This window comes from Serratia sp. D1N4, assembly GCF_054552755.1.
Genome location: NZ_CM137274.1, coordinates 4,161,472 through 4,185,761 on the forward strand (window position 1 = coordinate 4,161,472; position 24,290 = coordinate 4,185,761).

A 24,290-nucleotide genomic window follows, 5' to 3' on the forward strand; every position below is an offset into this window, starting at 1 on the left:
TCTTCCCCTCACCCTCCCTAAGAAGAGGGAACTGGTTAGTCTTAACTGAGCGGCATTACAACAATAAGCGGTTCGTACCCTCTGCCCTACACATCGGAGAATAACAATGTCTAACTTCAAATATGGATTTCCGCTCAACTTCAAGAACTGGCTAGACACGAATACCCATCTGCTCAAGCCGCCGGTGAATAACCAGCAGATCTGGCAGGACAGCGATTTTATGGTCACCGTGGTCGGCGGGCCGAATCAGCGCACCGATTTTCATGACGATCCGGTGGAAGAATTCTTCTACCAGTTTAAGGGGAATGCCTACCTCAACATCTGGGATAACGGCCGTTACGACAGGATCGATCTGCACGAAGGAGACGTTTTCCTGATGGCCCCCCATGTGATCCACTCCCCGCAGCGGCCAGAAGAGGGCAGCCTTTGTCTGGTGATTGAACGGGTACGCCCGGAAGGGGAAGTCGACGCATTACAGTGGTCATGCGCCGCCTGCGGCACCCTGATTAAACGCTATGAGATGGACCTGGAAAGCATCGTGGCGGATCTTCCCCCAGTTTATGAACAATTTTATGCAACCAGCGATGAAGAACGCCGCTGCAACAAGTGCGGTGAAATCCATTCAGGCCGCGACTGGCAGACCTGGCATCGCCTACTGAAGGCAAAAGAAAACCAATGAAAATAGATATTCACTCGCATTTCTTCCCGAAAATCAGCCAGCAAGAGGCCGCCAGACTGGACGTTGAGCGGGCCCCTTGGCTGGCCACCCGCGGGCGCGAAGGCCAAATCATGCTGAACGATCAACCGTTCCGCCCGGTCTATGACGCGCTGTGGGATGCCGATCGTCGCTTGGAACAGTTGGACGAGCAGCAGATCGATATCCAGATCATGTGCGCCACGCCGGTGATGTTTGCCTACGACGTCGCCATCGAACGCGCCCTGCCCTGGGCGCAACTGATGAACGACAAGGCGCTGGAGATGGCCTCCGCCAACCCACAGCGCTTGAAAGTGCTGGCACAGGTGCCGTTGCAGGATAGCGATGCCGCCTGCCGCGAAGCCAGCCGGGCGAAGGCGTGCGGCCACATTGGCGTGCAGATCGGCAACCACGTGGGAGCGAAGGATCTGGATCACGAGTCGCTGATTGCCTTTCTGACCCACTGCGCCAAAGAGGAGATCCCGGTGCTGGTACACCCTTGGGATATGATGGGCGGCGCGGATCGAATGAAGAAGTGGATGCTGCCATGGCTGGTGGCGATGCCCGCAGAGACGCAGTTGGCGATCCTGTCGCTGATCCTCTCTGGGGCCTTCGAGCGCCTGCCGCGCAACCTGAAGCTGTGCTTCGCCCACGGTGGCGGCAGCTTTGCCTACCTGATGGGCAGAGTGGATAACGCCTGGGAACAGCGCGATATCGTGCGTGAAGATTGCCCGCAGAAACCTTCGAGCTATCTGGATCGTTTCTACGTCGACTCTGCCGTGTTCGATCCACGGGCTTTGCAGTTGCTAGTGGATACCATGGGGGCCGATCGGGTGATGCTGGGTTCGGATGCGCCGTTCCCGCTGGGCGAGCAGCAGGTAGGCCAGTTGGTCAGCCACTCTGCCCTGCCCGAGGAGAGCAAGCGCCAGATTCTGGCGGCAAACGCACGTTCGTTTTTCTCTCTACAGTAAGACCTCGGGAACGGAATGGCTCCGTTCCCGAGCTAAAGACATGTGTCATTTCATAACGACTCGCCATGTGCATAAACAGGAAATTGGTTCCCCAGATCACACCAAGGAAAATAAAGGCAAAAGCGGTTTTACGATTCATGGTATCCAACTGAAATAGAAAGCATTTTACAACTTAATATTCCCTATGGCACAGTGCCGATCGGTTAAGGCTAACCAGTTCCCTCTCCCTCGGGGAGAGGGAGGCCACACCTTCAGCACCTGCTGCATAATTATGCCGTTTTGCGCTTAAGTGAACGGTATTGTCCTATGGCAAATCTTTTAAATCGCAATTTCCAGCAGAATATAGGGTATTGTCTGTGTTAATCACTACTCATTCAGCTAACACTTATGTGCCAAACAGAGATTCTATAGATGCTCATTCGCCTAAATCAGCACACCACCACGGCTTTAATAATAATTAATCATAAAGGTCACTGCAGCATCCGCTTTTCCCGGTGTTACTTGATCACTGGTCTGGATATATCTGGCCACCAGCGGCAGCGTTTGCGTAGTCGAATCATTATTAACCATATTAAAACTTCTGCTATTAGCAAAGTTGACCAGAGCAGGCGATGCATCACCGATATTGCCATAAGCCATTTGGATACCCACCCCCGTAGCACTTTCCGTTCCCGTCTTAATCCCTAAAATCCCTTTGGCGCTATCAATAATCGAGGTGTTCGGTGCCAATTTCAGTTCCAGTGAATTAGCCGTAGGGATGCTGCTTGGAGTCCCCACGCTGGTATAGCTTCTTACCTGAAACTTAGTGCCATAAAAGCGCGGACAATTAGTCAAACGTATAGAAGCATCCCGCCAGGCAGATGCCGAATTTAGCCCCTTGAAATTTTGAGCAATATTGACCGTACCCATCGGCACATGCACATCTGGCGTTTGGCACGTTTGCGAAACGATATTGATAGTGCCTGAAAAAGAGATGCCGTTTAAACTCAGTGGGACGCCACCCTGCGGGGTCACCTGCACGGCGACTGAGGGTAAATCAGCCCCCCTGATCGTACCGGGTGACACCGGGCCAATCTTGATCAGAATCAGGTCAAACTCTGCCCCCACAAACCCCGTATAAGGCGCATTACTGCCAACATTAATGGTTGTTCTATCCGTTGGAATTGACCTCCCCCAATACGACGTGACAACACCGATACCAGGTACACCGGTTTCATAAACCTGCCCTGGATAGGGTGAACCACTCCAGGCCGATAGGGCTTTTGGCGTGCTGGTATTCGCATATTTTGCCGCTATGTTGTAACCAACCGGCTCAGAGGTGCAACTAAACGTAGGAGTATTCGCCGCTCCTCCACTGACACCGCCAACATAATGAGAAAGCAACACGGTTCCATTTGGCGTATCCGGCCCAACGGTAATATTCTGAGCTTGCAGAGGCACCACGGCGACAAACCTACTATTACCCGCAGCAAACGAGCAGGTTGCCGCACTCGCGTTGTGCGTATAGATTGCTGCCATCCCCAGCAGCAGTGCTGTTATCTTCATTTTCTTCATTAATTGACTCATTGACTTACCTTACGAACCGCTCTGAGCGAGAGATTTATCACTGCTGTTATGGGCTAATTGACCCAAGGCATTTTGCGCCGTGCTGGTTTGGCACACCGAGTTAAACTGCTGAATGGCGCTCTGCACGCTGCTCTTCGCCTGCGGCATCAACAGGTAATTGACGCTACATTGCATCCCACGTTCCTCCCCCCATTTCACCAACAGTTGCCCTCTCTCCTGCGCCACGCGCGCATACAATTGCCCGCCTTGGCCCACCGCACCCACACTGTTGCCTTTACTATCAAACACCTCAGCGCCAAAGATCAGAGGCTCGCCCTGATAGGTGGCATTGATCAGGAGTGGAGTACCTTGCTTGGCATCATATTTCACCTTGACCACAGCCCCTGCGTGAGGCACTACTCTCTGCCGGGTGTTATCCAGTTCAACATCAGCAGCAGCGCCTTTCGGATCGATGCTGACGTCATTCAACTGATAGGCATTCAGGTAAGGCACTAGCGCATAACCACGGGAGTCGATAGTCACATTCTGGTAAGACGATACTTTGGCTCCTTCAGCCCCTTTAGCTTCAACCAGCGCGTAAGTCTCTGAGGTATAAGGAGTCAAGGTCACACCGCCGGAATGCCCGATTACCGTCCCGCTCATCCCTGCCGCCATACTGTGATAACCTTTGCCGGTGCTGTAGCTGCCATTTAACGCTGTTGCAGGGTTGCTATAACTGCCGCTGACTGAACCACTGGCACCCACACCCTGATTAGCATTCATCGCTGTCACCGCATAGCCAAACTGGCTATCAACCCCAGCGGTACCCGCCATGCTTACCTGTTGGCCGTGACGGCCATTGCTGTCTTGAGAAAGATCGGTGCGCAACTGAGGGGTATGCGCCTTATCATCACGCCCCAGTGGCAAACTGAAACTGAGCAGGTAGTTATTCTGATCCCCTGCCAAACTGGAATAACTGCGGTTGGCGCTGATGCCGTAGGTCAATTTCTTATACTGGTTGCTGTAACCCACCTGAAATTGCTTCTCGCTGCCTGTTTTATTCCAGTAATTCTGCATGGTTCCGCTGACATACAACTGCCCCCAACCTTGGGCAAGTTCCTGTCCGGCGGTCACGGTAAAGCGATTTTTGGCGCGCAATACCGACTCTGGAGAATCGCCTCTGGCTACCGCATCACGGCTTTCCATGGCGGTCATAAAATCCAGATAACCCTCGGTAGAGAAGCGTGACGCCGCCAGCGCCAGGTTACTGTTGGTCTCAGTAATCACTTTGCTGTAACTGAGGTGGTAACTCTGCCCGTTAAAGGTTTTACCGCGCTTATCATCCTGCTTACTTGCTACCTGAGCCCGCGCCTGAGTGACGTCAAATGCCAGGGCCCCAATCGGTGTACTGACGGCGGCGCCTAGCTGCAATGCGCTATAGCCCTGGCTCACCTGCAAACCGCTATAGCCGGTGACGGTGTTGGTCAGCCCACGCTGGTAGGTCAGTTGATAAAGCTCTGGGTTATCAAGCAGCTGATCGTGACGTAATCTGCCAGCAGTAGCGGCATAGCGTGATGAACCTGGGCGCAACAGTTGTGCCACAGACGCATAGGGCACCCGAAAACGCTGCTCAGTGCCATCGGCCTCACGCACGGTCACCTCAAGATCGCCGCCGTACCCAGAGGGATAGAGGTCGTTGATCAGAAACTCACCGGGCGTTACCGTGGTTTCATACAATACCTGATCGTTCTGGCGCACCGTAACCCGCGCATTGGTACGCGCAATCCCACGAATGTCCGGCGCATAGCCGCGCTGTGATTCTGGCAGCATGCGTTCATCACTGATCAGTTGAAGGCCGGTGAACGGCAAGGTGTCAAACAGTTGCCCATCCGTATTGGCTTGCCCAACTAATCCACGCCCCAGGATGTGCGGGATATCCCGCTGTAAATAGGTGTTGCGATTGCTGTATTGCGCTGGCCCGTTTTCCATCCAGTTATAGGCGCCGTTATGCCGCAAATACCAGGCACCAACATTCAGCCCGGCATTCACACCGGCATACAGCGAGTTAAAGCTATGGTCACGAGACTCGCTGGAATACCCGCTCACGTTGTAACCGAGCATCAGTGCAGGAATACCGCTGTCCCACAATTCCGCGCTAACGCTGCCTCGCGCTGCTTTCAACATATAAATCTGTGGGATCAGTAAATCCAGGCGCTGTTCGCTGCTGTCGAAGTTAACTTGGGCATCAGGCAGTTTACGCTGCAGATCGACACAGTGTTCACCGGTCTCTGTCGCCTGTAACACGCCCGACGGTAATTGTTCATAATTGAAGGCGATGTTCTTTATTATTTCAGCGGTTAGGCACGGATAAACCGATTTATCTTCACGTGATTTAAATTCAACCTCTTTATTATCAACTGGCGTATTGTTGACATAAATAGCAGTACGATAAACACCCGGCAATGCCGAAGCACCGTTAGCAAAGCGGCTGAGATCGACTGATGTTTCATCATCAAGATTCAGGAAAAAAGCATCAAACTCAACATTCTGGGCAACTTCCTGAGGAGTAACAGCAGTATTCGCTTTTACATTCGCAGTAAAAAAAGCCGACAAAATAACCATGGCTAAAGGAGACAATTGACTCTGCAAGCCATAGGATAAAACTTTTGGCATAATATATCTCTTGAAGATTACTTATCGAATATTGACTGACAACTCATTAAAAATCCCAGCGCCTATAAAATTAACGCTATCTTATTTCGGCGTTGAATGAATTAATCGCGCCGTAGTCATTAACATATTCACCGTTCACCGTATTACCCTTATTAGCAGGCAATGGTAAGGCCAAAGTAGAACGCGGTGCTATCATCTCACCTTCAATTTTTTTACCGTTTACCGCCAGGCTGACAAAAGAAACATAATATGGCGTTGGATTGAATGCCTGTAGGCTGTTGCCTTTTACGCTCCAAGTAACGGCTTTAGCGGCATCATTGGCATTACCTGCCAACCCTGCTGGGCGATAAAATAATTTAATCCGCGAGCGAAATGCCATTTGCAGATAATTTTCGTCCGTCTTTGCCTGTTTTTTGGCGGGGACTTCCAGCACGTTGAGCCAAAATACCGACTCTTTATCCATGGGTAGCGCTGTGCCGGTATAACTTATCCGCAGCGTTTGCCCTTTCCCACCTTCTACTCGGTTCATTGGTGGCGTAAGTATAAAGGGAACCTTGATATCGGCCGGTTTGGCATTGGTATCCCCAGTATCCAGCCAGCTTTGCACCAAAACCGGAGAATTCCCCGTATTACTCAGTTTGACGCTAACCTCTTTTTGATCTGAAGAGTAAATCACCCGAGTGCCATTAATCACTATGCTGGCCAGGCTATTAACACTGAATAAAGCCACCGCAGCCAAGCCAACCATCCGAAAAACATGATGAAGCAAAAAACTCATAAACGCTCCTGAAAATAAATTATTCGGGAGGGTATTACCCTCCCTAGAGGTATTACTTGTACTGAATAGAGTAAACAACGCTGCCGACTACGGTACCTGCAATAGTGGCATCTTCAGCGTAGTACTCAACAAAGTAAGGCAGGCTAGCACTACCAGACTCGACGTTAACAAATGAGTTGCTATTAGCCTGAGCCGCGTTACCCGCTTTGATCACCGCTTGAGAAGCGCTGGTGCCATCACGCAATTGCAGGCTAACGTTTTGTGCCGTACCGGTGTTTTTCAGGCGACCCGTGAGCGCATCTACCGATGCTCCGGCTTCAAAGAAAGCCGAAGCGGTTTTCAGGCTACCGCTACAGTTGGCCAGCGCCAGGTTGAAACCGGTCATACCGGCAGTCTGCGTGGCGCTACCTAGTTGACCTGTACTGATAACCGGCAGGGTTACCTTCGGGTTACTAACCTGACCATCGACAACAACCTCACAGGTGTTGTTAGTTAACTGCCCCTCAAAGTTAATGGTGCCACCAGCAGCGGCCTGTGCCAGACCAGAAGAGAGCATTGCACCAGCGAGAGCAGACAACATAATTTTGTTCATTGATATTCCTTAATTACAGTTAACAGAGCGCCCCTGGTTATAAAAAGGCGCCTGGAATGAGTTACGTTATTTGTTGAAAAAATGGGAAATCACTCTAAAAAAAGTTACTGATATACACAGACCAGCTGTAAATAAAGCCGTAATTAGCGTGATTATATAATGAAAGACTGGGTACTTACTTTAAGCGAAGTGTCATTCAACGAGGCGAACTATAATAATCAAACACAACCCTGTAAATAAAGTTTTTTCTATCAGTGATAGGAAAAATTTTGTTTACTTTTAAACCCCATGAAAATCATATGAATATAAACACAACGAGCACTAACAATCAGCCATGGTTTAAAATTATTAATTTTAATTATCACTGATAGAAAATACTTCCTTCACAGCCATTAAGTAAAATCCTATACTAGCCATCAATAAAAGCAGGGCAGCACCCATTAAATTTCAGATGCGCTTCATCTTTAGCTGAAATATTCAACTTAAGAATAGCCTTGAATACTTATAGCTAAAATAAGATGACCATCCAGTGCCCCATTGCTCTGCACAAGCTTTTTTAGACATGGAAAAAACACCTTAAGGAATCAGCTACTCCAGTCACTAAGAAAGTAACTCAGCCGTCAACGGCTCACGTCAGTTCGAGCAATACGTATAGTAATGAGAGTGTAGTTTAAAAGACGATAAGCCGATAAAAAAATCATATCTAAAAATCACGAGGAAGTAATGAGAAAGAAAAGAGTCGTTCTACAGTGCCCCTGCAATTTTATGCGTGTAGGGTTAGAAAATTTAATTAATGATACACAGTTATCTCACGCTCTTGATATTGTGGGAAGCACCAATAACCTGGCTGAATGTGAAAATATTTTGAACGCGTTGCCAGTGGTTGACTTTGTCATTCTGACCATCAGCAATCGTGAACAAAATCTGGCCTCGCTCTTGCAATTGATTGGGCAAGATTTACTGAAAAAGCATCCTAATAGTCAGGTGATACTGATAGGGAACATGGCTTATATGAGCTTACTAAAGTGCTACTTTGGCGGTTTAGGAAACGTCCGTGTCATATTGGATAATACCATGTCGCTCGATGAGTTAAAAATGGAACTGCTGAGCCTGATCTTTCCTTGGCAAGGTAGGGAGATAACCTCGATCATGCTCTCCTCACGTGAATTACAGGTTCTGCGCATGTTACTGGACGGCGATACTGCAAAACAGATAGCAAAAGAATTGCAATTAGATTTCAGAACGATCAGTCATTATAAACGTGCTGCCTTGACAAAGTTGGGAGCCCGTTCGTTACACCCACTGGTGAGTTTGAAAAAGAAAAATATATTAAAAGAAACGTTCATCACTGAAATGGTGTAAAGGCATGAAAATAAAGCAGCCAAGTAAAGCAAGCTTATGGTTACAAAGATAAGCGTTTGCAGAGTAATACTGGGCATGATTCGCCACTAATTTTTAAGAATTTATTATCCGACACCGCAATCAGCCTATATCACGGTAGATAAAATTCACAATATTAAAAACACACTAACTCGCCATTTAACTTTGCCATTACATATTCCCGAAAACACTTGATCGGTAAAAAATGTCAATAGCTAAACGGCTTTTCTATAAACCGGTTTATATCCCCTAAGTGGAATATAAAAACAAGTAATACAGAGAGAAACAGATATCATAATTATGAGAAATCTGCCAAAACCCAATCAACTAAAAATGTTCCAGTCAATTATAGAGCATGGGAGCTTTCGGGCTGCCGCCAAAGCTCTGCATCAGACCCAGCCAGCCTTGACACAGTCAATGAATGAGCTTGAGAAAATGCTAGGTACGCCACTTTTGGTTCGCGGACCTCGCGGAGTGGTGCTGACCGAAGCAGGGAAACTTTTTGAGCCCCGCGTACAATTGGTGCTGAAAGAGTTGGAGCGCGCCGTCAATGAAGCCAAACAACTGAGCGCATCCTCAAAGGGAACCATTGAGTTAGGTAGTTCGTCATTACCCTTTTTTACCATGTTGCCATCGGCGGTCCAGCGTTTCCAAAAACGCTTTCCGCAGGTCAACATCAATCTTACCGAAGGCCAACTCCCCGACCTTTTGCCTGAGCTACGCGTTGGGAAGTTAGACTTTGTTATCGGCGCAACGTCGTCGGAAAGTGTTATAACCAACGAGTTTATTGAAGAACCCTTTTTCACCACTCCTTTTGCCATACTGGCTCGCAAGGGGCATCCGTTGGCCAACTGTACTTCACTGAACCAACTTAAACAGGCCAAATGGTATTTACCAACGGCGAAAATGGGTTACTACGGCGAGCTAGATACACTACTGTTCCCCGAAGGGGAACAGTATGCACAATCTATTATCAGAGGAGATACGGCAGCGACAACATTACAGATGGTGATGAACGCTGGCTTTTTGACCGTGGCCGCAAAAGAGATCCTTCAGGTACCTTATTTGAGCCAGCAGTTATGCATGATACCCATCGAGGAACCGTTGCCCGATGCGACCTACAGTTTTATCTACTCCCATCGCCTGCCGTTAACGATGATTGCCAGAGCCATGATAGATAAACTGCATCGGGAATGTCAGAACTACCCTTGGTACAATCAGGTTGAACCAGAAACTATTTTACCGGTTAAATAAAGCCAGACATATTTCCAGCGATATTCTTTTAGACGGCGTTAATGTTTATCTTGGCTGCTACAGCCTACCTGATAATGGCGACGCCGCTTCCCTTCCCGCCCTGCTTAATAACCAAAAATTTCACTCACGTAATAAACTCGGCTTGACCGCCAAGAGCAGGGGTTATGCTTGGCTTACTATCAGCACACACCCCAGCATGTTTAAAAAAACAGCAACTGGGGCGTGTGAACAGTAAATAGAAGTGCCTATCTCATCAGGCCTTAGGGCTAATAACAAAATTCACTGTACCGGTATGCATCCCTTCTTTGGTAGAAGCGTCTTTAAACAGATTAATTTTAGGCGTCCAACACATCTCGCTACGCCCCGCCACGCTACTGGCAGTCTGTGTCAAGGTAATATATTTGGCGCTGGCAGCAGGGAAACTGTAGTCGTTCGCCGTCACGCCCGTATTGCTGGCCAGCTGTAAGTTATAAAATAACTGGCTACCAGGACCTTGCAGCGTAAATAGATTACGGCCACCTTTCATATTGGAGGTGTTGGTTACACTCAGCGCATAGGTTTTGTTCTTTACTCCCGCAGTTGTATAGTTGATACACAGATTATTGCTGGCAGCATTCTTAATCGATGCAGCCAAACCGTTCCCGGCTTTAGCCACATCGGGTAAATTCCCAACATCAACAGTATCTAGCTCCCATACAGCGGTGCTCATCTTGAACTCTGTCTCCACGGGGATTAGCTCGTCAATGGGGGGAAGCGTCGGTGGAGTACTAGAACCGCCCGAACTTCGGCAGTTCCCAGGAGGATCTCCCGGCACAATCCAGTAATAGAGACTTCTGGATAAGTAATTGTCATTTCCCAGGCTATAAGTATTTACAGAAGCCGTCGGGAATGCATTATTCCCTTCAGATGATATATTATACTTGACGCTACCTACATTCAGGACAGTGCCTAGCGTTCTTGAAATACGCACTACCGAAGCACTAACAGTATACCGAGTATCACTCGGTATAATCACATTACTGATAGGTGGTGGCGAAACAGCCTGAGTCAGTAGTGGGTTAATATATCGACTATTGATGCTGGGAACTCTAAGATCAATAATAGTATACTGAGTATCAGGTATGCTCGGTCCCGTCGAATTTATAATTCGGGTGTAATCAAAGCTAACCTGCCATTGATTTTTGCCTGTACTGATCATATTGCAGTTGGAGATCGTATTCTGATAAAGAGTACCGGCAGTCGCAAATTGAGTGCTAGCACACAGCAGTATTAAAGACATTGAGAGCATACTTGATAGATTGCGCCTCATTATTCACCTTTACTTTAAATTTCGCATTGACTCAGTTATATACACTCCATACTTCAGGTTGCTTGGGTGTTGGCTATGCTCTATCGCCTACAAGCAACTCAAATTATTTTGTGTATAGCTGACTAAGCCAAACTAGAAATATTGATAGTTTGGTCATTGTTCCAAGTACGGGCAATTCTATGGCCTTTATCGAGCATACCAGGCCACGGTTTTAGACCTTTACTTCAAACATCATCACCAGTTTACCGGCGTAACTTCCGGAAACGTTTCCTAACACTCCTACAGGCTGGCGTGCCGATACCGAAAGCAAATAACTGCCTGTCGAGGTGCCTCCGACCTGTGGAGGATTGCTGAAATCTACCGGAGTGGAATTTAGTAGTTTCTGCGTGGTTGCGTTGCTACCAAACCCTACTTGCTCGGTAGTGAAGGTCAGCGCGGTATCCGTTTCATGAGTCAGTACCAGCGGATTAACCAGTGATACCATAAAGTCTTGCCCATTGCGGATACTGACCTGAACCGGGACCTGCACCTGGTAGCGTGTAATATCGCTGCCCGCGCTGTTGCTGAGCGTTAATGTGTCGTACCAGCCTCCGCCCGGTTTCTCTACCGTGATCTGTACCAGATTGGTTAGAGTAATGTTGATGGGTACACCGCCCAGCACTGTGTCGGCAGCATTTACCGTGCTCCCTGTCAGCAGCAACAATGCTGTTATTACCTGCTGCCATAATCTCATGGTCTTCATTCCTTGATTGTCTGCGCTCATTTGCCGCACTGAAGGCTAAAGGACTTATCCTGCGCCATGCCAGTCAGAGTGTTCCCGGTTATCAGCCGTGGCGTACCGGGGTAAACATTAAAATCATCCACGGCTAGGCCATTCAACTTCAGTTCACTGAACTCTACCCGCACCGTTCCAGTGGCATTAAGCTCCAGCCCACTGACGCCGCATCGGTGTTGCCAAGTGGCGACCTGCCGGGTTGGCAACTGGCGCACCAAGCCGTTAAACCCCAGGCTGACCAGCATCACATTGTCTCGGGTGCCGCTGATGCTGACTTTTTGTTGGGGAATCACCGCCAACCGGTACACCTTTTCTCTTTCCGGCTGTTTTAGTGCCTTTAACTGAACAGGTTTCTGCTGGCGCGGCCCCAGCGAAAGCTTAAATGGAGCGGCATAAAGATAAGGATCTTTGCTAATCCCCAGCGGTATCAGTTGTTCCTCATCGACAGGCACACCAGGGTTGCTGACCTCAAACAGAGAGACATCAACAAACTCCGGTGCATCGCCGGTATTAATCACCTGTACTCTTGCTTGTTGATCCTGCATCTCCAGGATTTTTGGGCTGATATCAATCAACGCCAGTGCAGCCCCCCAAGGAAGCAGACACAGCAGTAGCCCTGTGGCCTTACTGGCAGCGGATATCAAATGGCTGGCCATCGGCGTTTCCTTTCAGGGTTTTCACCGGGAACACCAATGGGGTGCCGGGGAACACTTTTTGTTCCGCAGACATGCTGCCTGCCGGAGTCACTTGTAACTGCCTGAACAGCGAATGGACGGTACCGTTAGCCATCAGTTGCAGCCCGGCAGCGGTGCATTGATGGCTCCAGGCTCGGGTTTGTGCTCCAGAAGAAGGCAGATGGTGAACCAGCACACCATAGGCCACACCAAAGGTCAGCGGGGCACTGATCTTGTCCTTACTTTCCTGACCGACGACCTTGATGCTGGACACCGGCACGATATACAACCGGTACAGCGTTTCCCGGGCCGGGGCTTTCAGCGCTACCAGATTGATATCGCGTTTCTGGCCGGGCCCCAGCGTCAACTTCGCCGGGTTAGCTATCATCTCCGGCACGGTGATATCACCGATCGCCGTTTTGCGCTCTGGCGTTTCACCGGGGTTCTCAACACGCATCAGATCCACTTTCAGGTAAAGGGGCTTGTCACCCAGGTTGCTGACCTGCACGGTACGGTTTTGCTGCCCTTCAACGGTGCTGCGTGCTGGCATCACCATCAGTTGGCCATCAGCGTGAGCCAGACCGCTTAGAGCCAGAAGGCTGGCTACCACCGCAGACTGCAATTGTTTAATCATGGTTTTCCTCGTTAATTCTCATCAATTCTTCGCTGTTCACAGCGGATGTGTTCTCAACCTGCAACGCACAGGTAGCGCTTATCTTTTGGCTGCGTCATGTCACAGCGGTAGCGCCCCAGCTTGCCGGTCACGGTGATTTCTTTTATCAACCTCGTTGATGCCAGCGAGAACAGGCCATTCGGATAGACCATATCGCCAGTCTCACTGACCGTTCCACTTACCGGCAAACCACGGCCGTCCACCAGGAAGCCGTTATACAGCAGGTTCATTTCCACCTCGGCGTCCACCGGGTAGACCTGGCCTGGATGCGCACGTACTACGTTGGCGGGCAGTCGGATGTTCATGTCGACGTCCGCATCTACCGATTGTGCTTGAGCAAAGGTCACGTCCTGATAGCTGGCCAATGGCACCGCATAGGTACTACCGCCCCCTACCGGGTTGCCTTCCACCTTGAAGCCATATTTGGCGTCACCCAGTTTTGGAGTACGAACCAGCATGGCGGCACCGCTTGGACTGGTACGCCCAAAGGCAACCCCATCCTGGCTGGCGGCGAACATACCGTTGTAGTTGAAGCTGCCGCTAGTAATATGGTCGTCTACCCCAACGCGCAAAGAGGCATCCCCGCGGGTACCGCTGCGGCGTGCGTTCAGGCCCACCGCATTGGTGCGGCCAACGTCACTGAAGTCGATACCGGCAGTGGTAGTACCGGTGCTGTCCTCAAATTCACGAGCGTAGCTGCCACCGGTATACAGTTTGCCGTTGTTGTAGGCAGCGTTCAGGGTGCCGGTATTACGGTCCAACATAATGGTGGTATTCAGGAACAGCCCGTAGTTATTACTGCTGTTGTCATAGCCCCCTTTCTGCAAGCCGGTGGAGATCACCGCCCAGACGCCGTTGCCGCGCCAATTCCAGGTGCTCTGCAACTGATGGCGTTCGCTATTGGCATAGCGGCTGTAGTTGTAGCCCAAACGGGTCGGGCCGAACTGGCGGCTATAACCAAACGCGGTGCTGTTGCTGGCCGGGTAGAACTCAGAGACCGCAGTATTCTGGTACTGCGAAGCGGTCAGGTAACCCAATTGCTGGTTGCCCGCGCTCAGGCTGGCGTAACCCCCCACGCGTTTTTCCCCCGCCATCACCCCGACGGTTGGCGTCACTTCTACCTCTGCCACCTGCATTGGCCGCGTAAGGTTATGCTCCATCACCCAACTGTTGCCAGTACCCTTGAGCAGTGCACTGCTGGCCGCAAACCAGTTGGTCTGGAAGCTGATACCTGCGCTAAGAAGGCTCTTTTCGCTGTCAAGCTCTTTACCCAGCGTGACATACCAGCCAGTGCTGCCGCCGTAGTTGATGTTGGCAATCTGCTGGCTCTCGCTGCTCACCACTTGGCCACTACGATTGACCAGACGCACCTCTACGCTGTAAAAGCCGCCAGGTAACTGGTTGTAGTCAATCTCGTTACGGCCAATCACCGCAGGTACACGGCGGATCAACCGCCCATCGCGATAGAACTCGTAGTCACCGTCTGCGGTAGCGAACAACACCATCTTGCCGGCGGACTGGTTGTCACGCTTCAGATTGTCCTGACTGCCCAAGGTGACAAACTGGTCGAAACTTGGGTTAAGTGAGGTGCTGATGCTACCTGCTGCGTTATCTCTGCTATCCTGCCGGCCACTGCGCAGATAGGTAGTGGCAAAGTTCTTCTGCAGATACCAGGTACTGACGCCCTGATCGGTGGTCCGGGTATCAAAGTTTTTGCTGTCGTTGTAGTACCAGCTCAGGTAGCCGTAGCTCTGCGAAGGCAAGCCAAGGTAGCCCTGACCAAAGGCGGAAACGGCGCGGTACTCGTTAGAGGCGGTACGCACATCCAGTGACTGGTTGTGGATAAAGCCCATCATGGTCTGGGGCTGGACGTAACGCTTGTTGCCATCGGTGATGGTCAGCGACTGCTTGACCTTGTCGAGCGAGACGGTTTGACCGTTGACGGTATAGTCACAACCGTTCGGGCAAACCGCATAGGGGATCTGTGTCAGTACCTTGTTCAACAGGTCTATTTGCTCGGTTGAAATCCCATTTTGGCGAAACAGGGTCTCATCAAAGGAGAGACGATTTTTTTGGGCAGACCAACTGATAGGCCCCGGCAACGGTTTACTGTCGAGGGTTGCAAGAAACTGCATGGAGGAGTCCTGCTCGGCCTCAGAGAAGCCTGCGGGCACCTGATATTCGATTTGAGCTTCCTCAGCATAAGTGGTTGCTGACGGAGTCAATAATAATAAACCTGCCGCCCATCCTGGGATTGTTCTACCCATCTTATATTCCATGTAGAGATTCAACAACACGGTCAGTAACCCATTAATTATTAATTTTTTTATTTAATAATTAATAAGCCGCACCTTGCCTGTTTTTAACACTAGAGATATAAAAACTTTCGTTATTAAAAATGAGAAGATGGCATTCACAGTACGATACTTAGGGTTATCCGAAAATAACCCTAAAAATCAATACAGGATTAAGCGTTATCCAGCACTTTCCGTTATAAAATAATTAAGCCTTTGGCTCGAACAGCATGACCAGATCACCCTGGTATGAACCGTTGGTGGTACCGGCAGCATTGGTTGGTGCTTTGGCATTAATCTTCAGAGTATAAGTGTTGTCATAACCACCTGGAGCGGTAGTAGTTTGCGTCACTTTCAGCGGAGTACCCTGAACAACAGGCTTACCTGCGAAGCTGATCGCGACGTTAGACAACTGTGCACCATCAGCACGAGCAACGGTCAATGGCTGAACCAGAGAGACGTTAACTTCATTGTCGGTGGTATAAACACGCACTGGCAGATCGTTAGAAGCAAATTCAGTCTGCGTATAGTCTTTAGCAAACAGTTCTTCTTTATCATACCAGGTGCTACCGTCTGGCTTAGAAACAAAAATAGCATCGTTAATGTTGGCCACGATGGTGATTTCTTTTTTCACGCCATCGGCCGCCTGAGCCATGCTGGTAGACAGAATCGCTGTAGCGACCACAGACAGAAGAATCTTTTTCATTGTTACTTTCCTTATCATTGCAATTAGCAGACGTCCTTATCATCAAGGAACGCGTTGAATTACCTATTTAAACCAAACAGGGTAAAAACGACCCTTATTAAAGGATTGTTTTCAGTCTGCTTGGCGCAATTTAGGCTATTTTACCGTATTTATCTGAGTACTTTTCATTAGCACTATTCAGATGCGCGCCAATATAGCCGCAGAATATGATTACCACAAGCCAATTAATTTTTATTGGTGATAGATTAAATTAATACCGCCCCATAAAAAAACTATCGTTTGAGAATATGTTATCACCTATAGAAATTACTTTATTTACGTTCTTTTAGACACGCCATACAATGGTGAAAATTTGGTAGCCAAGTGAACAGGAAGAAGTAACTCTATGACGTTATTATAGGCAATCATTCACATGTATTTCTCAAAAAATTTCTCGCAGTTTCAACCCCAGTTATTCACCAGTGTATTTTTATTATTTAATTACAGGTAACCACCCCTAACATCATTTTTATTAAAAACAAATCGCCACCATTGTCAGGTTGAAAACACAACCCAATAGTTAGCATTGTTTTTCTTCAAGTTAATTATTCATTCAATACTCAAAAACAGGTAAGGCAGAACCACTAAGCCCCTCCTGTAAATATATTTTTTCTATTTATCTATAAGGTAGTTGCATTGAACACGCATGATTTACCCTCTCGCCGTAAGCCAGAGGCACCAAAAAAATCTCGGTTATCCATCCTGTTAGCCTGGACGAATATTGTCACGCAGGTGGCATTTCCGCTGAGCCTGGCCTACACCCCGGCAGTGATGGCGGCGAACAAAGCCCATACTGAAGATGAACAAGCCGTTGCAACGGCGGCAACCCGTCTGGCGTCTGTATTAGCCAGCGGAGATCCAACCAAGCAGGCTGAATCTATCGCCCGTGGTGCTGTAACCAGCACCGCGAATGACGCCGTAGAAACCTGGCTGAATCAATTTGGTTCGGCCAAAGTCCAATTGAACCTGGACGACAAACTTAATCTGAAAGGCAGCCAGTTAGACGTTCTATTACCGCTGCAAGACACCCCAAGCCTGCTGACCTTCAGTCAACTGGGTACCCGCTATATTGACGATCGCCTCACGCTTAACACGGGTATAGGGCAACGTCATTTTATCGATCAGCAGATGTTTGGCTATAACCTGTTCCTGGATCGGGATATGCAAGGCCATCATTCACGCCTCGGTATTGGCGGTGAATATGCTCGTGATTACCTGCGCGTTGCAGCCAACGGCTATTTCGGCATCAGCGGTTGGAAGAACTCGCGCGATCTGGACGGTTTTGATGAAAAAGCCGCCAATGGCTTTGATATCCGTACAGAAGCCTATCTTCCGTCCATGCCACAGTTGGGCGGCAAGCTGGTTTATGAGCAGTACTTTGGTGATGATGTCGGTTTATTTGGCAAAGATAAACGTCAGTCCGATCCGGCTGCAGTCACTTTCGGTGTGAATTATTCCCCGATCCCACTTATTACTCTGGGTGCTGACCACAAACAGGGAACCAGCGGGATGGAAGATACCCGCTTCAATCTTTCCTTCAATTATTCCTTTGGCACCGATCTGTCACAGCAGCTCGATCCGGCCAACGTGGGGGCAAAACGTACCCTGGCAGGCAGCCGCTACGAGCTGGTTGACCGTAATAATGAAATTGTTCTGCAATATCGCGAGCAACAGTTACTGAACGTGGTGATGGCACCGTTGGTACAAGGTGATTCCGGCCAGACGATTGAGTTGCCGATCACGGTTACCAGCAAGAACGGCGTTGCTTCATTTGAGTGGCAAGCAGACGGGTTTACCGCTGCCGGCGGCAAGATTGTCCCCAACGGTATGGGGTGGCAGGCCGTATTGCCATCGTATAACCTGCTGGGCAATAACAGCTACCCGATTAGCGTGATCGTTATCGACAAATCAGGTAACCGTTCTGAACCTGCTCAGGGTCAAGTCGTGGTCACCGGATTTGGCGTTGCGGCCACCTCCAATCTGATGATTAAAAATGCCCGCCTGCCTGCCGATGGTCGCTCAACGACGCAGGTAGAATTGTCACTAAAAGATGGCAGCGGCCGCCCAATCAGCGGTATTGCGGGGCAGATTACGCTGGACAGTGAGTTCCAGGCGCCATCAGTTGCCAGCAAAATCAGCCCGGCCTCTGCTCCGGCACAACCAACGCCTCATGCGATCGGTAAAGTTACTGAGTCCGCAGAGCGCCCAGGGGTTTATCTTGCCACCTTTACCGCGGGCACCAGCGTGGGTGAGGTGAAGATCGCGGCAAACATTTCTGGTTCAGAGATAGCAGTGAAACAGGCTACCGTTACGCTTTCGGCAGATAATACCACTGCAACGATCGACCAGAACAGTCTGTCGGGCAAAGCGGGCAACACCCTGGCCAACGGCACCGATGTGAACACCGTGCAGTTGCCGGTGAAAGACGCCTACGGTAACCCACTGCCGGGCATGGACGTCACCTTTACCGTGACCAACCCGGACGGCTCTACCCGTCAGCAGACCGTGACCACCGATGAGAACGGCATCGCCTCTCTGCCGGTGACCAGCGAGCAAGCGGGCAGCGTGAAAGTGGAAGCAGAAGTCGGCGGCGTCACCAGCAGCACCGAACTGAGCTTTATCGCCGACAGCAGCACAGCGAAGATCGATGAGAACGGCCTGACCGCAGAAGCAGGTAACACCCTGGCTAACGGCACCGACGTGAATCTGGTGCAATTGCCAGTCAAAGACGCACAAGGTAACCCACTGCCGGGCTTTGACGTCATCTTTACCGTCACCAACCCGGACGGCTCCACCCGTCAGCAGACCGTGACCACCGATGAGAACGGCATTGCCGCTCTGCCGGTGACCAGCGAGCAAGCGGGCAGCGTCAAGGTGGAAGCCAACATCGGCGGCGTGACTACCAGCACCGAACTGAGCTTTATCGCTGACAGCAGCACCGCAACCATCGACGAGAACGGCCTGACCGGGGCAGCGGGTAACACCACCGCCAACGGCACCGACACCAACACCGTGCAGTTGCCGGTGAAAGATGCCAAGGGCAACCCACTGCCGGGCGTTGACGTCACCTTTACCGTGACCAACCCGGACGGATCGACTCGTCAGCAGACCGTGACCACCGATGAGAACGGCATTGCCTCTCTGCCGGTGACCAGCGAACAAGCGGGCAGCGTGAAAGTGGAAGCAGAAGTGGGCGGCGTCACCAGCAGCACCGAACTGAGCTTTGTGGCCGACAGCAGCACCGCGATCATCGACGAGAACGGCTTGTCGGGTAAAGCAGGTAACACCACCGCCAACGGCACCGACGTGAACACCGTGCAGTTGCCGGTGAAAGATGCCAAGGGCAACTCACTGCCGGGCGTTGACGTCACCTTTACCGTGACCAACCCGGACGGCTCTACCCGTCAGCAGACCGTGACCACTGACGAGAACGGCATCGCCTCTCTGCCGGTGACCAGCGAGCAAGCGGGCAGCGTGAAAGTGGAAGCAGAAGTCGGCGGCGTCACCAGCAGCACCGAACTGAGCTTCGTGGCCGACAGCAGCACCGCGACCATCGACGAGAACGGCCTGACCGCAGAAGCGGGTAACACCACCGCCAACGGCACCGACGTCAACACCGTGCAGTTGCCGGTAAAAGATGCTAACGGCAACCCGATCCCGGGCTTTGACGTCACCTTTACCGTGACCAACCCGGACGGTTCAACCCGTCAGCAGACGGTGAAAACCGACGAGAACGGCATCGCCTCTCTGCCAGTGACCAGCGATCAAGCGGGCAGTGTGAAAGTGGAAGCCAACGTCGGCGGCGTGACCAGCAGCACCGAACTGAGCTTTGTGGCCGACAGCAGCACGGCGAAGATCGATGAGAACGGCCTGACCGCAGAAGCGGGTAACACCCTGGCCAATGGCACCGATATCAACACCGTGCAGTTGCCGGTGAAGGATGCCAACGGCAACCCGATCCCGGGCTTTGACGTCACCTTTACCGTCACCAACCCGGACGGCTCCACCCGTCAGCAGACGGTGAAAACCGACGAGAACGGCATCGCTTCTCTGCCAGTGACCAGCGATCAAGCAGGCAGTGTGAAAGTAGAAGCCAACGTCGGCGGCGTCACCAGCAGCACCGAACTGAGCTTTGTGGCCGACAGCAGCACGGCGAAGATCGATGAGAACGGCCTGACCGCAGAAGCGGGTAATACTGTGGCTAACGGCACCGATATCAACACCGTGCAGTTGCCGGTGAAGGATGCCAACGGCAACCCGATCCCAGGCTTTGACGTCACCTTCACCGTGACCAACCCGGACGGTTCAACCCGTCAGCAGACGGTGAAAACTGACGAGAACGGCATCGCTTCTCTGCCAGTGACCAGCGATCAAGCAGGCAGTGTGAAAGTGGAAGCCAACGTCGGCGGCGTCACCAGCAGCACCGAACTGAGCTTTGTGGCCGACAGCAGCACGGCGAAGATCGATGAGAACGGCCTGACCGCAGAAGCGGGTAACACCGTGGCTAATGGCACCGACGTCAACACCGTGCAGTTGCCGGTGAAGGATGCCAACGGCAACCCGATCCCAGGCTTTGACGTCACCTTTACCGTGACCAACCCGGACGGCTCAACCCGTCAGCAGACGGTGAAAACCGACGAGAACGGCATCGCCTCTCTGCCGGTGACCAGCGATCAAGCGGGCAGTGTGAAAGTGGAAGCAGAAGTGGGCGGCGTCACCAGCAGCACCGAACTGAGTTTTGTGGCTGACAGCAGCACGGCGACCATCGACCAGAACGGCCTGACCGCAGAAGCGGGTAACACCGTGGCTAATGGCACCGACGTCAACACCGTGCAGTTGCCGGTGAAAGATGCCAACGGTAACCCGATCCCAGGCTTTGATGTCACCTTTACCGTGACCAATCCGGACGGCTCTACCCGTCAGCAGACGGTGAAAACCGACGAGAACGGCATCGCCTCTCTGCCGGTGACCAGCGATAAAGCGGGCAGTGTGAAAGTGGAAGCCAACGTCGGCGGCGTGACCAGCAGCACCGAACTGAGCTTTGTGGCCGACAGCAGCACGGCGACCATCGACCAGAACGGCCTGACGGCAGAAGCGGGTAATACCGTGGCTAACGGCAGCGATGTGAATACCGTGCAGTTGCCGGTGAAAGATGCCAACGGCAACCCGATCCCGGGCTTTGACGTCACCTTTACCGTGACCAACCCGGACGGCTCTACCCGTCAGCAAACGGTAAAAACCGACGAGAACGGCATCGCCTCTCTGCCGGTGACCAGCGATCAAGCAGGCAGCGTGAAAGTGGAAGCAGAAGTGGGCGGCGTCACCAGCAGCACCGAACTGAGCTTTGTCGCCGACAGCAGCACCGCGACCATCGACGAAAACGGTCTGTCGGGTAAAGCGGGTAATACCGTGGCTAACGGCAGCGATGTGAATACCGTGCAGTTGCCAGTGAAAGATGCCAAGGGCAACCCGATCCCGGGCTTTGACGTCACCTTTACCGTGACCAACCCGGACGGTTCAACCCGTCAGCAGACCGTGAAAACTGACGAGAACGGCATTGCCTCTCTGCCGGTGACCAGCGAGCAAGCGGGCAGCGTCAAAGTGGAAGCAGAAGTGGGCGGCGTGACCAGCAGCACCGAACTGAGCTTTGAAGCGGATTTCAGTACGGCAATGATCAATACCACCAGCGGGCTGGTTCTTGATACTGCAGGTAAAACGATTGAAACGCAGAAAAGTGAAGATACGCCAAGCGAGCTTTCTACTCATAATCTGATCGTCACTATGACAGATAAGAATGGAAACATTATCAAAGACAAGGCTGGTGCTCTGGATGTGACCTTTACCACCACCGGAAGTGCTAAATTTGTTGGCGCCAGCACCGTCACTATTGATGAGAATGGACAGGCTAGAATCGGACTCATTAACACTAAGCAGGAAACTGTGACGGTTAATGCTCAACTGAACGGTCAGTCATCCAACAGTGTACCTGTCAGCTTTAAAACGGTGCTAAAAAGCGTTGCATTGGGTAGACAAGATATTACGTTGACTAAATACTTCGGTACTAACGTTACCGCAGAAGCCGTGTATTCAGACGGTTCAAAAGTCGATATTACCAAAACCGGCTCTTGGAAGAGCAGTAATGCGAAAATTAGCGTCGATGGCTCAGGCTATGTCACATCAGCGGATGAAAGTGAATCAGGTAAGCTGTCAGTAACCTTTGAGGGGATGACTGCGGAAACTGACGTGAGCGTGATTGTGGCCAAGACCAGTGCAATTATTGGGACCAAGACAGCGTACACTACGCTGATCCCGAAAGAAAAGTATCCATCCCTGACATTAAAGAGCGCGTCAGTTGTCGATGGATTCTATTCAAGTGGAGTGCTGATTGCAGGCGGACCAGGTGGCCAGGCGTCTACCGAAGTTCTCAATCTGGACAAAGTAACATCAATTACTGGGTACAGTGCGATCGTGCCAATCACAGGGCTACCGAATCCATTACTGGAAATGTTGACATGGAAAGACGGTGCCGATCATAAGGTTGGTTCGTCAACGGGAACGGCCTATACCGCCACCGTATCGGATACCATCTACGGGATTATCGTTTATTCAACAGGAACGAACGGACAGAGCGGTGCTTTTATCTCTGGTATGCAGATAGTATATAACTAAGACCGAAAGTCGTTGCAGATACAGTGGCTTGTTCTAAGACATATTGATGGGACAGGCTCCGATATCTAGTAAAGCCACCGCTTGAAGCGGTGGCTTTCTTTTATCTTATCAATTCCCAAACTGACTCTGATACAAAAAACCGTGTATTTACATTTCCCGGGTCAGCATCTAAGCTTAAATTTATTTCATTCCAGAGCCGTTATTTACTTTAAAATGCGTGGTGAACGATGAAAGAACTGCCAAAAATCAATCAGCTCCGGGATTTTAAGGCGATTGTCTATTATGGAAACATCAGAACTGCTGCACAGGCGCTGTTCAAAACACAGCCGGCGATGACCAAAAGCATTCAGGAGCTAGAACGGATATTAGGGGTAACCTTGTTAGCCAGGGGGCCTCAGGGTATGGTTTTAACCGAGATGGGGCGTGTTTTTGAACATAGGGCTAATACACTACTTAACGATCTGGAAAGAGCCGTTGATGAGTTGCATCAATTGAGTGAGCAATCTCAGGGCAATGTCGCCCTTGGTTGTTCTCATCTGCCCGCGCTTAGCGTACTGCCTGCCTTGGTTCATAAGTTTCAAAAAGAACATCCGACGTCTAATATTACCATTATTGAAGGACAACTTTGTGAGTTGGTGAATTCGCTCCGGCGAGGGCGATTAGATTTCTTTATCGGCATCGCATCACCTGAAATAGCAATGAATGAGTTTACTATCGAGCAATCAATCAAAGCAGAATTTTGTATTATTGCCAGAAAGGGGCATCCTCTCTCTCATTGTCGTTCACTAAGCGAACTACAAGGGGCAAAATGGTATTTCCCCAGCACAAGAACAGGATATTATAAAAGTCTGGAGAAATTTATTTTCCCCAAAGGAAGAGTGGACAAGGACAGCGTGATTTATGGTGACTCAATGAGCATTGGTGAACAACTGGTTTTAAGTAAGGATTACTTTTTTGTTGGTCCCAAAGCTATTCTCGATATTTCTTACATCAAAGATCTTATAACCTTTATCCCAATACAAGAGAAGCTGCCTGATGCACTTTATATTCTGCTTTACAGGCAACAACAGGGATTAACTCCGCTAGCTAGGCAACTGATAGATAGAGTCAGCCAGGCGTGCTTCAACCTTCTCTCTGATAAGAGTCAATAATAAAGTAGATTATTTTTTCATATGAACCAATTGAAATCTAACTGGTTTTAGTGAGTACTAAAATAGACTTTTAGCAAAATTTGGTAGGATTAATACATCACTCCAGTCAGTTG

Annotated in this window: 16 protein-coding genes; 6 read left to right on the forward strand and 10 right to left on the reverse strand. The window is 50.4% G+C overall.

Annotation, left to right across the window (positions count from 1 at the left end):
• Window positions 1-106 precede the first annotated feature (106 nt).
• Window positions 107-679, forward strand: a complete 573-nt coding sequence (locus tag ACX1CU_RS18670) for a 3-hydroxyanthranilate 3,4-dioxygenase (protein ID WP_459399731.1) — start codon at window positions 107-109, stop codon at window positions 677-679.
• Window positions 676-1,665, forward strand: coding sequence for an amidohydrolase family protein (locus tag ACX1CU_RS18675; protein ID WP_459399732.1), 990 nt, complete (start codon window positions 676-678; stop codon window positions 1,663-1,665). The genes ACX1CU_RS18670 and ACX1CU_RS18675 overlap by 4 nt, the downstream gene beginning before the upstream one ends.
• A 447-nt stretch (window positions 1,666-2,112) precedes the next feature.
• Here the strand turns inward: ACX1CU_RS18675 and ACX1CU_RS18680 are convergent, their stop codons facing one another.
• From ACX1CU_RS18680 to ACX1CU_RS18695, 4 genes are all read right to left on the reverse strand, one after another.
• Window positions 2,113-3,231: a fimbrial protein gene (locus tag ACX1CU_RS18680; RefSeq protein WP_459399733.1), complete on the reverse strand. Its 1,119-nt coding sequence runs from the start codon at window positions 3,229-3,231 to the stop codon at window positions 2,113-2,115.
• A 9-nt stretch (window positions 3,232-3,240) separates the two neighbouring features.
• On the reverse strand, window positions 3,241-5,883 hold the full coding sequence (locus tag ACX1CU_RS18685) for a fimbria/pilus outer membrane usher protein (protein ID WP_459399734.1): 2,643 nt from the start codon (window positions 5,881-5,883) through the stop codon (window positions 3,241-3,243).
• A gap of 76 nt (window positions 5,884-5,959) precedes the next feature.
• A complete protein-coding gene (locus tag ACX1CU_RS18690; RefSeq protein WP_459402858.1) occupies window positions 5,960-6,661 on the reverse strand; it encodes a fimbria/pilus periplasmic chaperone in 702 nt (233 codons plus the stop codon).
• A 52-nt stretch (window positions 6,662-6,713) separates the two neighbouring features.
• Window positions 6,714-7,253 carry a fimbrial protein gene (locus ACX1CU_RS18695; protein WP_459399735.1) on the reverse strand — a complete coding sequence of 180 codons (540 nt, stop codon included), beginning with the start codon at window positions 7,251-7,253 and terminating at the stop codon, window positions 6,714-6,716.
• A 723-nt stretch (window positions 7,254-7,976) separates the two neighbouring features.
• Between ACX1CU_RS18695 and ACX1CU_RS18700 the strand changes: the two genes are divergently transcribed.
• Together ACX1CU_RS18700 and ACX1CU_RS18705 are read left to right on the forward strand one after the other, a co-directional pair.
• Complete coding sequence (locus tag ACX1CU_RS18700; RefSeq protein ID WP_459399736.1) at window positions 7,977-8,615, forward strand: helix-turn-helix transcriptional regulator; 639 nt, start codon at window positions 7,977-7,979, stop codon at window positions 8,613-8,615.
• 318 nt (window positions 8,616-8,933) lie between these two features.
• Window positions 8,934-9,887: a LysR substrate-binding domain-containing protein gene (locus ACX1CU_RS18705; protein WP_459399737.1), complete on the forward strand. Its 954-nt coding sequence runs from the start codon at window positions 8,934-8,936 to the stop codon at window positions 9,885-9,887.
• Window positions 9,888-10,140: 253 nt separating this feature from the next.
• Here ACX1CU_RS18705 and ACX1CU_RS18710 read toward each other — a convergent pair whose 3' ends face one another.
• The 6 genes from ACX1CU_RS18710 to ACX1CU_RS18735 form a co-directional block, all read right to left on the reverse strand.
• Window positions 10,141-10,596, reverse strand: a complete 456-nt coding sequence (locus ACX1CU_RS18710; RefSeq protein WP_459399738.1) for a hypothetical protein — start codon at window positions 10,594-10,596, stop codon at window positions 10,141-10,143.
• A gap of 811 nt (window positions 10,597-11,407) precedes the next feature.
• Window positions 11,408-11,929 (reverse strand): fimbrial protein, encoded by a 522-nt coding sequence (locus ACX1CU_RS18715; RefSeq protein WP_459399739.1) that lies wholly within the window; start codon window positions 11,927-11,929, stop codon window positions 11,408-11,410.
• Window positions 11,930-11,955: 26 nt separating this feature from the next.
• Window positions 11,956-12,627 carry a fimbrial biogenesis chaperone gene (locus ACX1CU_RS18720; protein WP_459399740.1) on the reverse strand — a complete coding sequence of 224 codons (672 nt, stop codon included), beginning with the start codon at window positions 12,625-12,627 and terminating at the stop codon, window positions 11,956-11,958.
• Entirely contained in the window at window positions 12,596-13,276 is a 681-nt protein-coding gene (locus ACX1CU_RS18725) for a pilus assembly protein (RefSeq protein WP_459402859.1), read from the reverse strand. The genes ACX1CU_RS18720 and ACX1CU_RS18725 overlap by 32 nt, the downstream gene beginning before the upstream one ends.
• A 56-nt stretch (window positions 13,277-13,332) precedes the next feature.
• Window positions 13,333-15,585, reverse strand: coding sequence for a TcfC E-set like domain-containing protein (locus ACX1CU_RS18730; protein ID WP_459399741.1), 2,253 nt, complete (start codon window positions 15,583-15,585; stop codon window positions 13,333-13,335).
• A 235-nt stretch (window positions 15,586-15,820) separates the two neighbouring features.
• A complete protein-coding gene (locus tag ACX1CU_RS18735) occupies window positions 15,821-16,318 on the reverse strand; it encodes a CS1 type fimbrial major subunit (protein WP_459399742.1) in 498 nt (165 codons plus the stop codon).
• Window positions 16,319-16,993: 675 nt separating this feature from the next.
• Here ACX1CU_RS18735 and ACX1CU_RS18740 point away from each other — a divergent pair.
• Both ACX1CU_RS18740 and ACX1CU_RS18745 read left to right on the forward strand, forming a co-directional pair.
• Window positions 16,994-23,026 carry an Ig-like domain-containing protein gene (locus ACX1CU_RS18740; protein ID WP_459399743.1) on the forward strand — a complete coding sequence of 2,011 codons (6,033 nt, stop codon included), beginning with the start codon at window positions 16,994-16,996 and terminating at the stop codon, window positions 23,024-23,026.
• 227 nt (window positions 23,027-23,253) lie between these two features.
• Window positions 23,254-24,177 (forward strand): LysR substrate-binding domain-containing protein, encoded by a 924-nt coding sequence (locus tag ACX1CU_RS18745; protein ID WP_459399744.1) that lies wholly within the window; start codon window positions 23,254-23,256, stop codon window positions 24,175-24,177.
• Window positions 24,178-24,290: the final 113 nt, after the last annotated feature.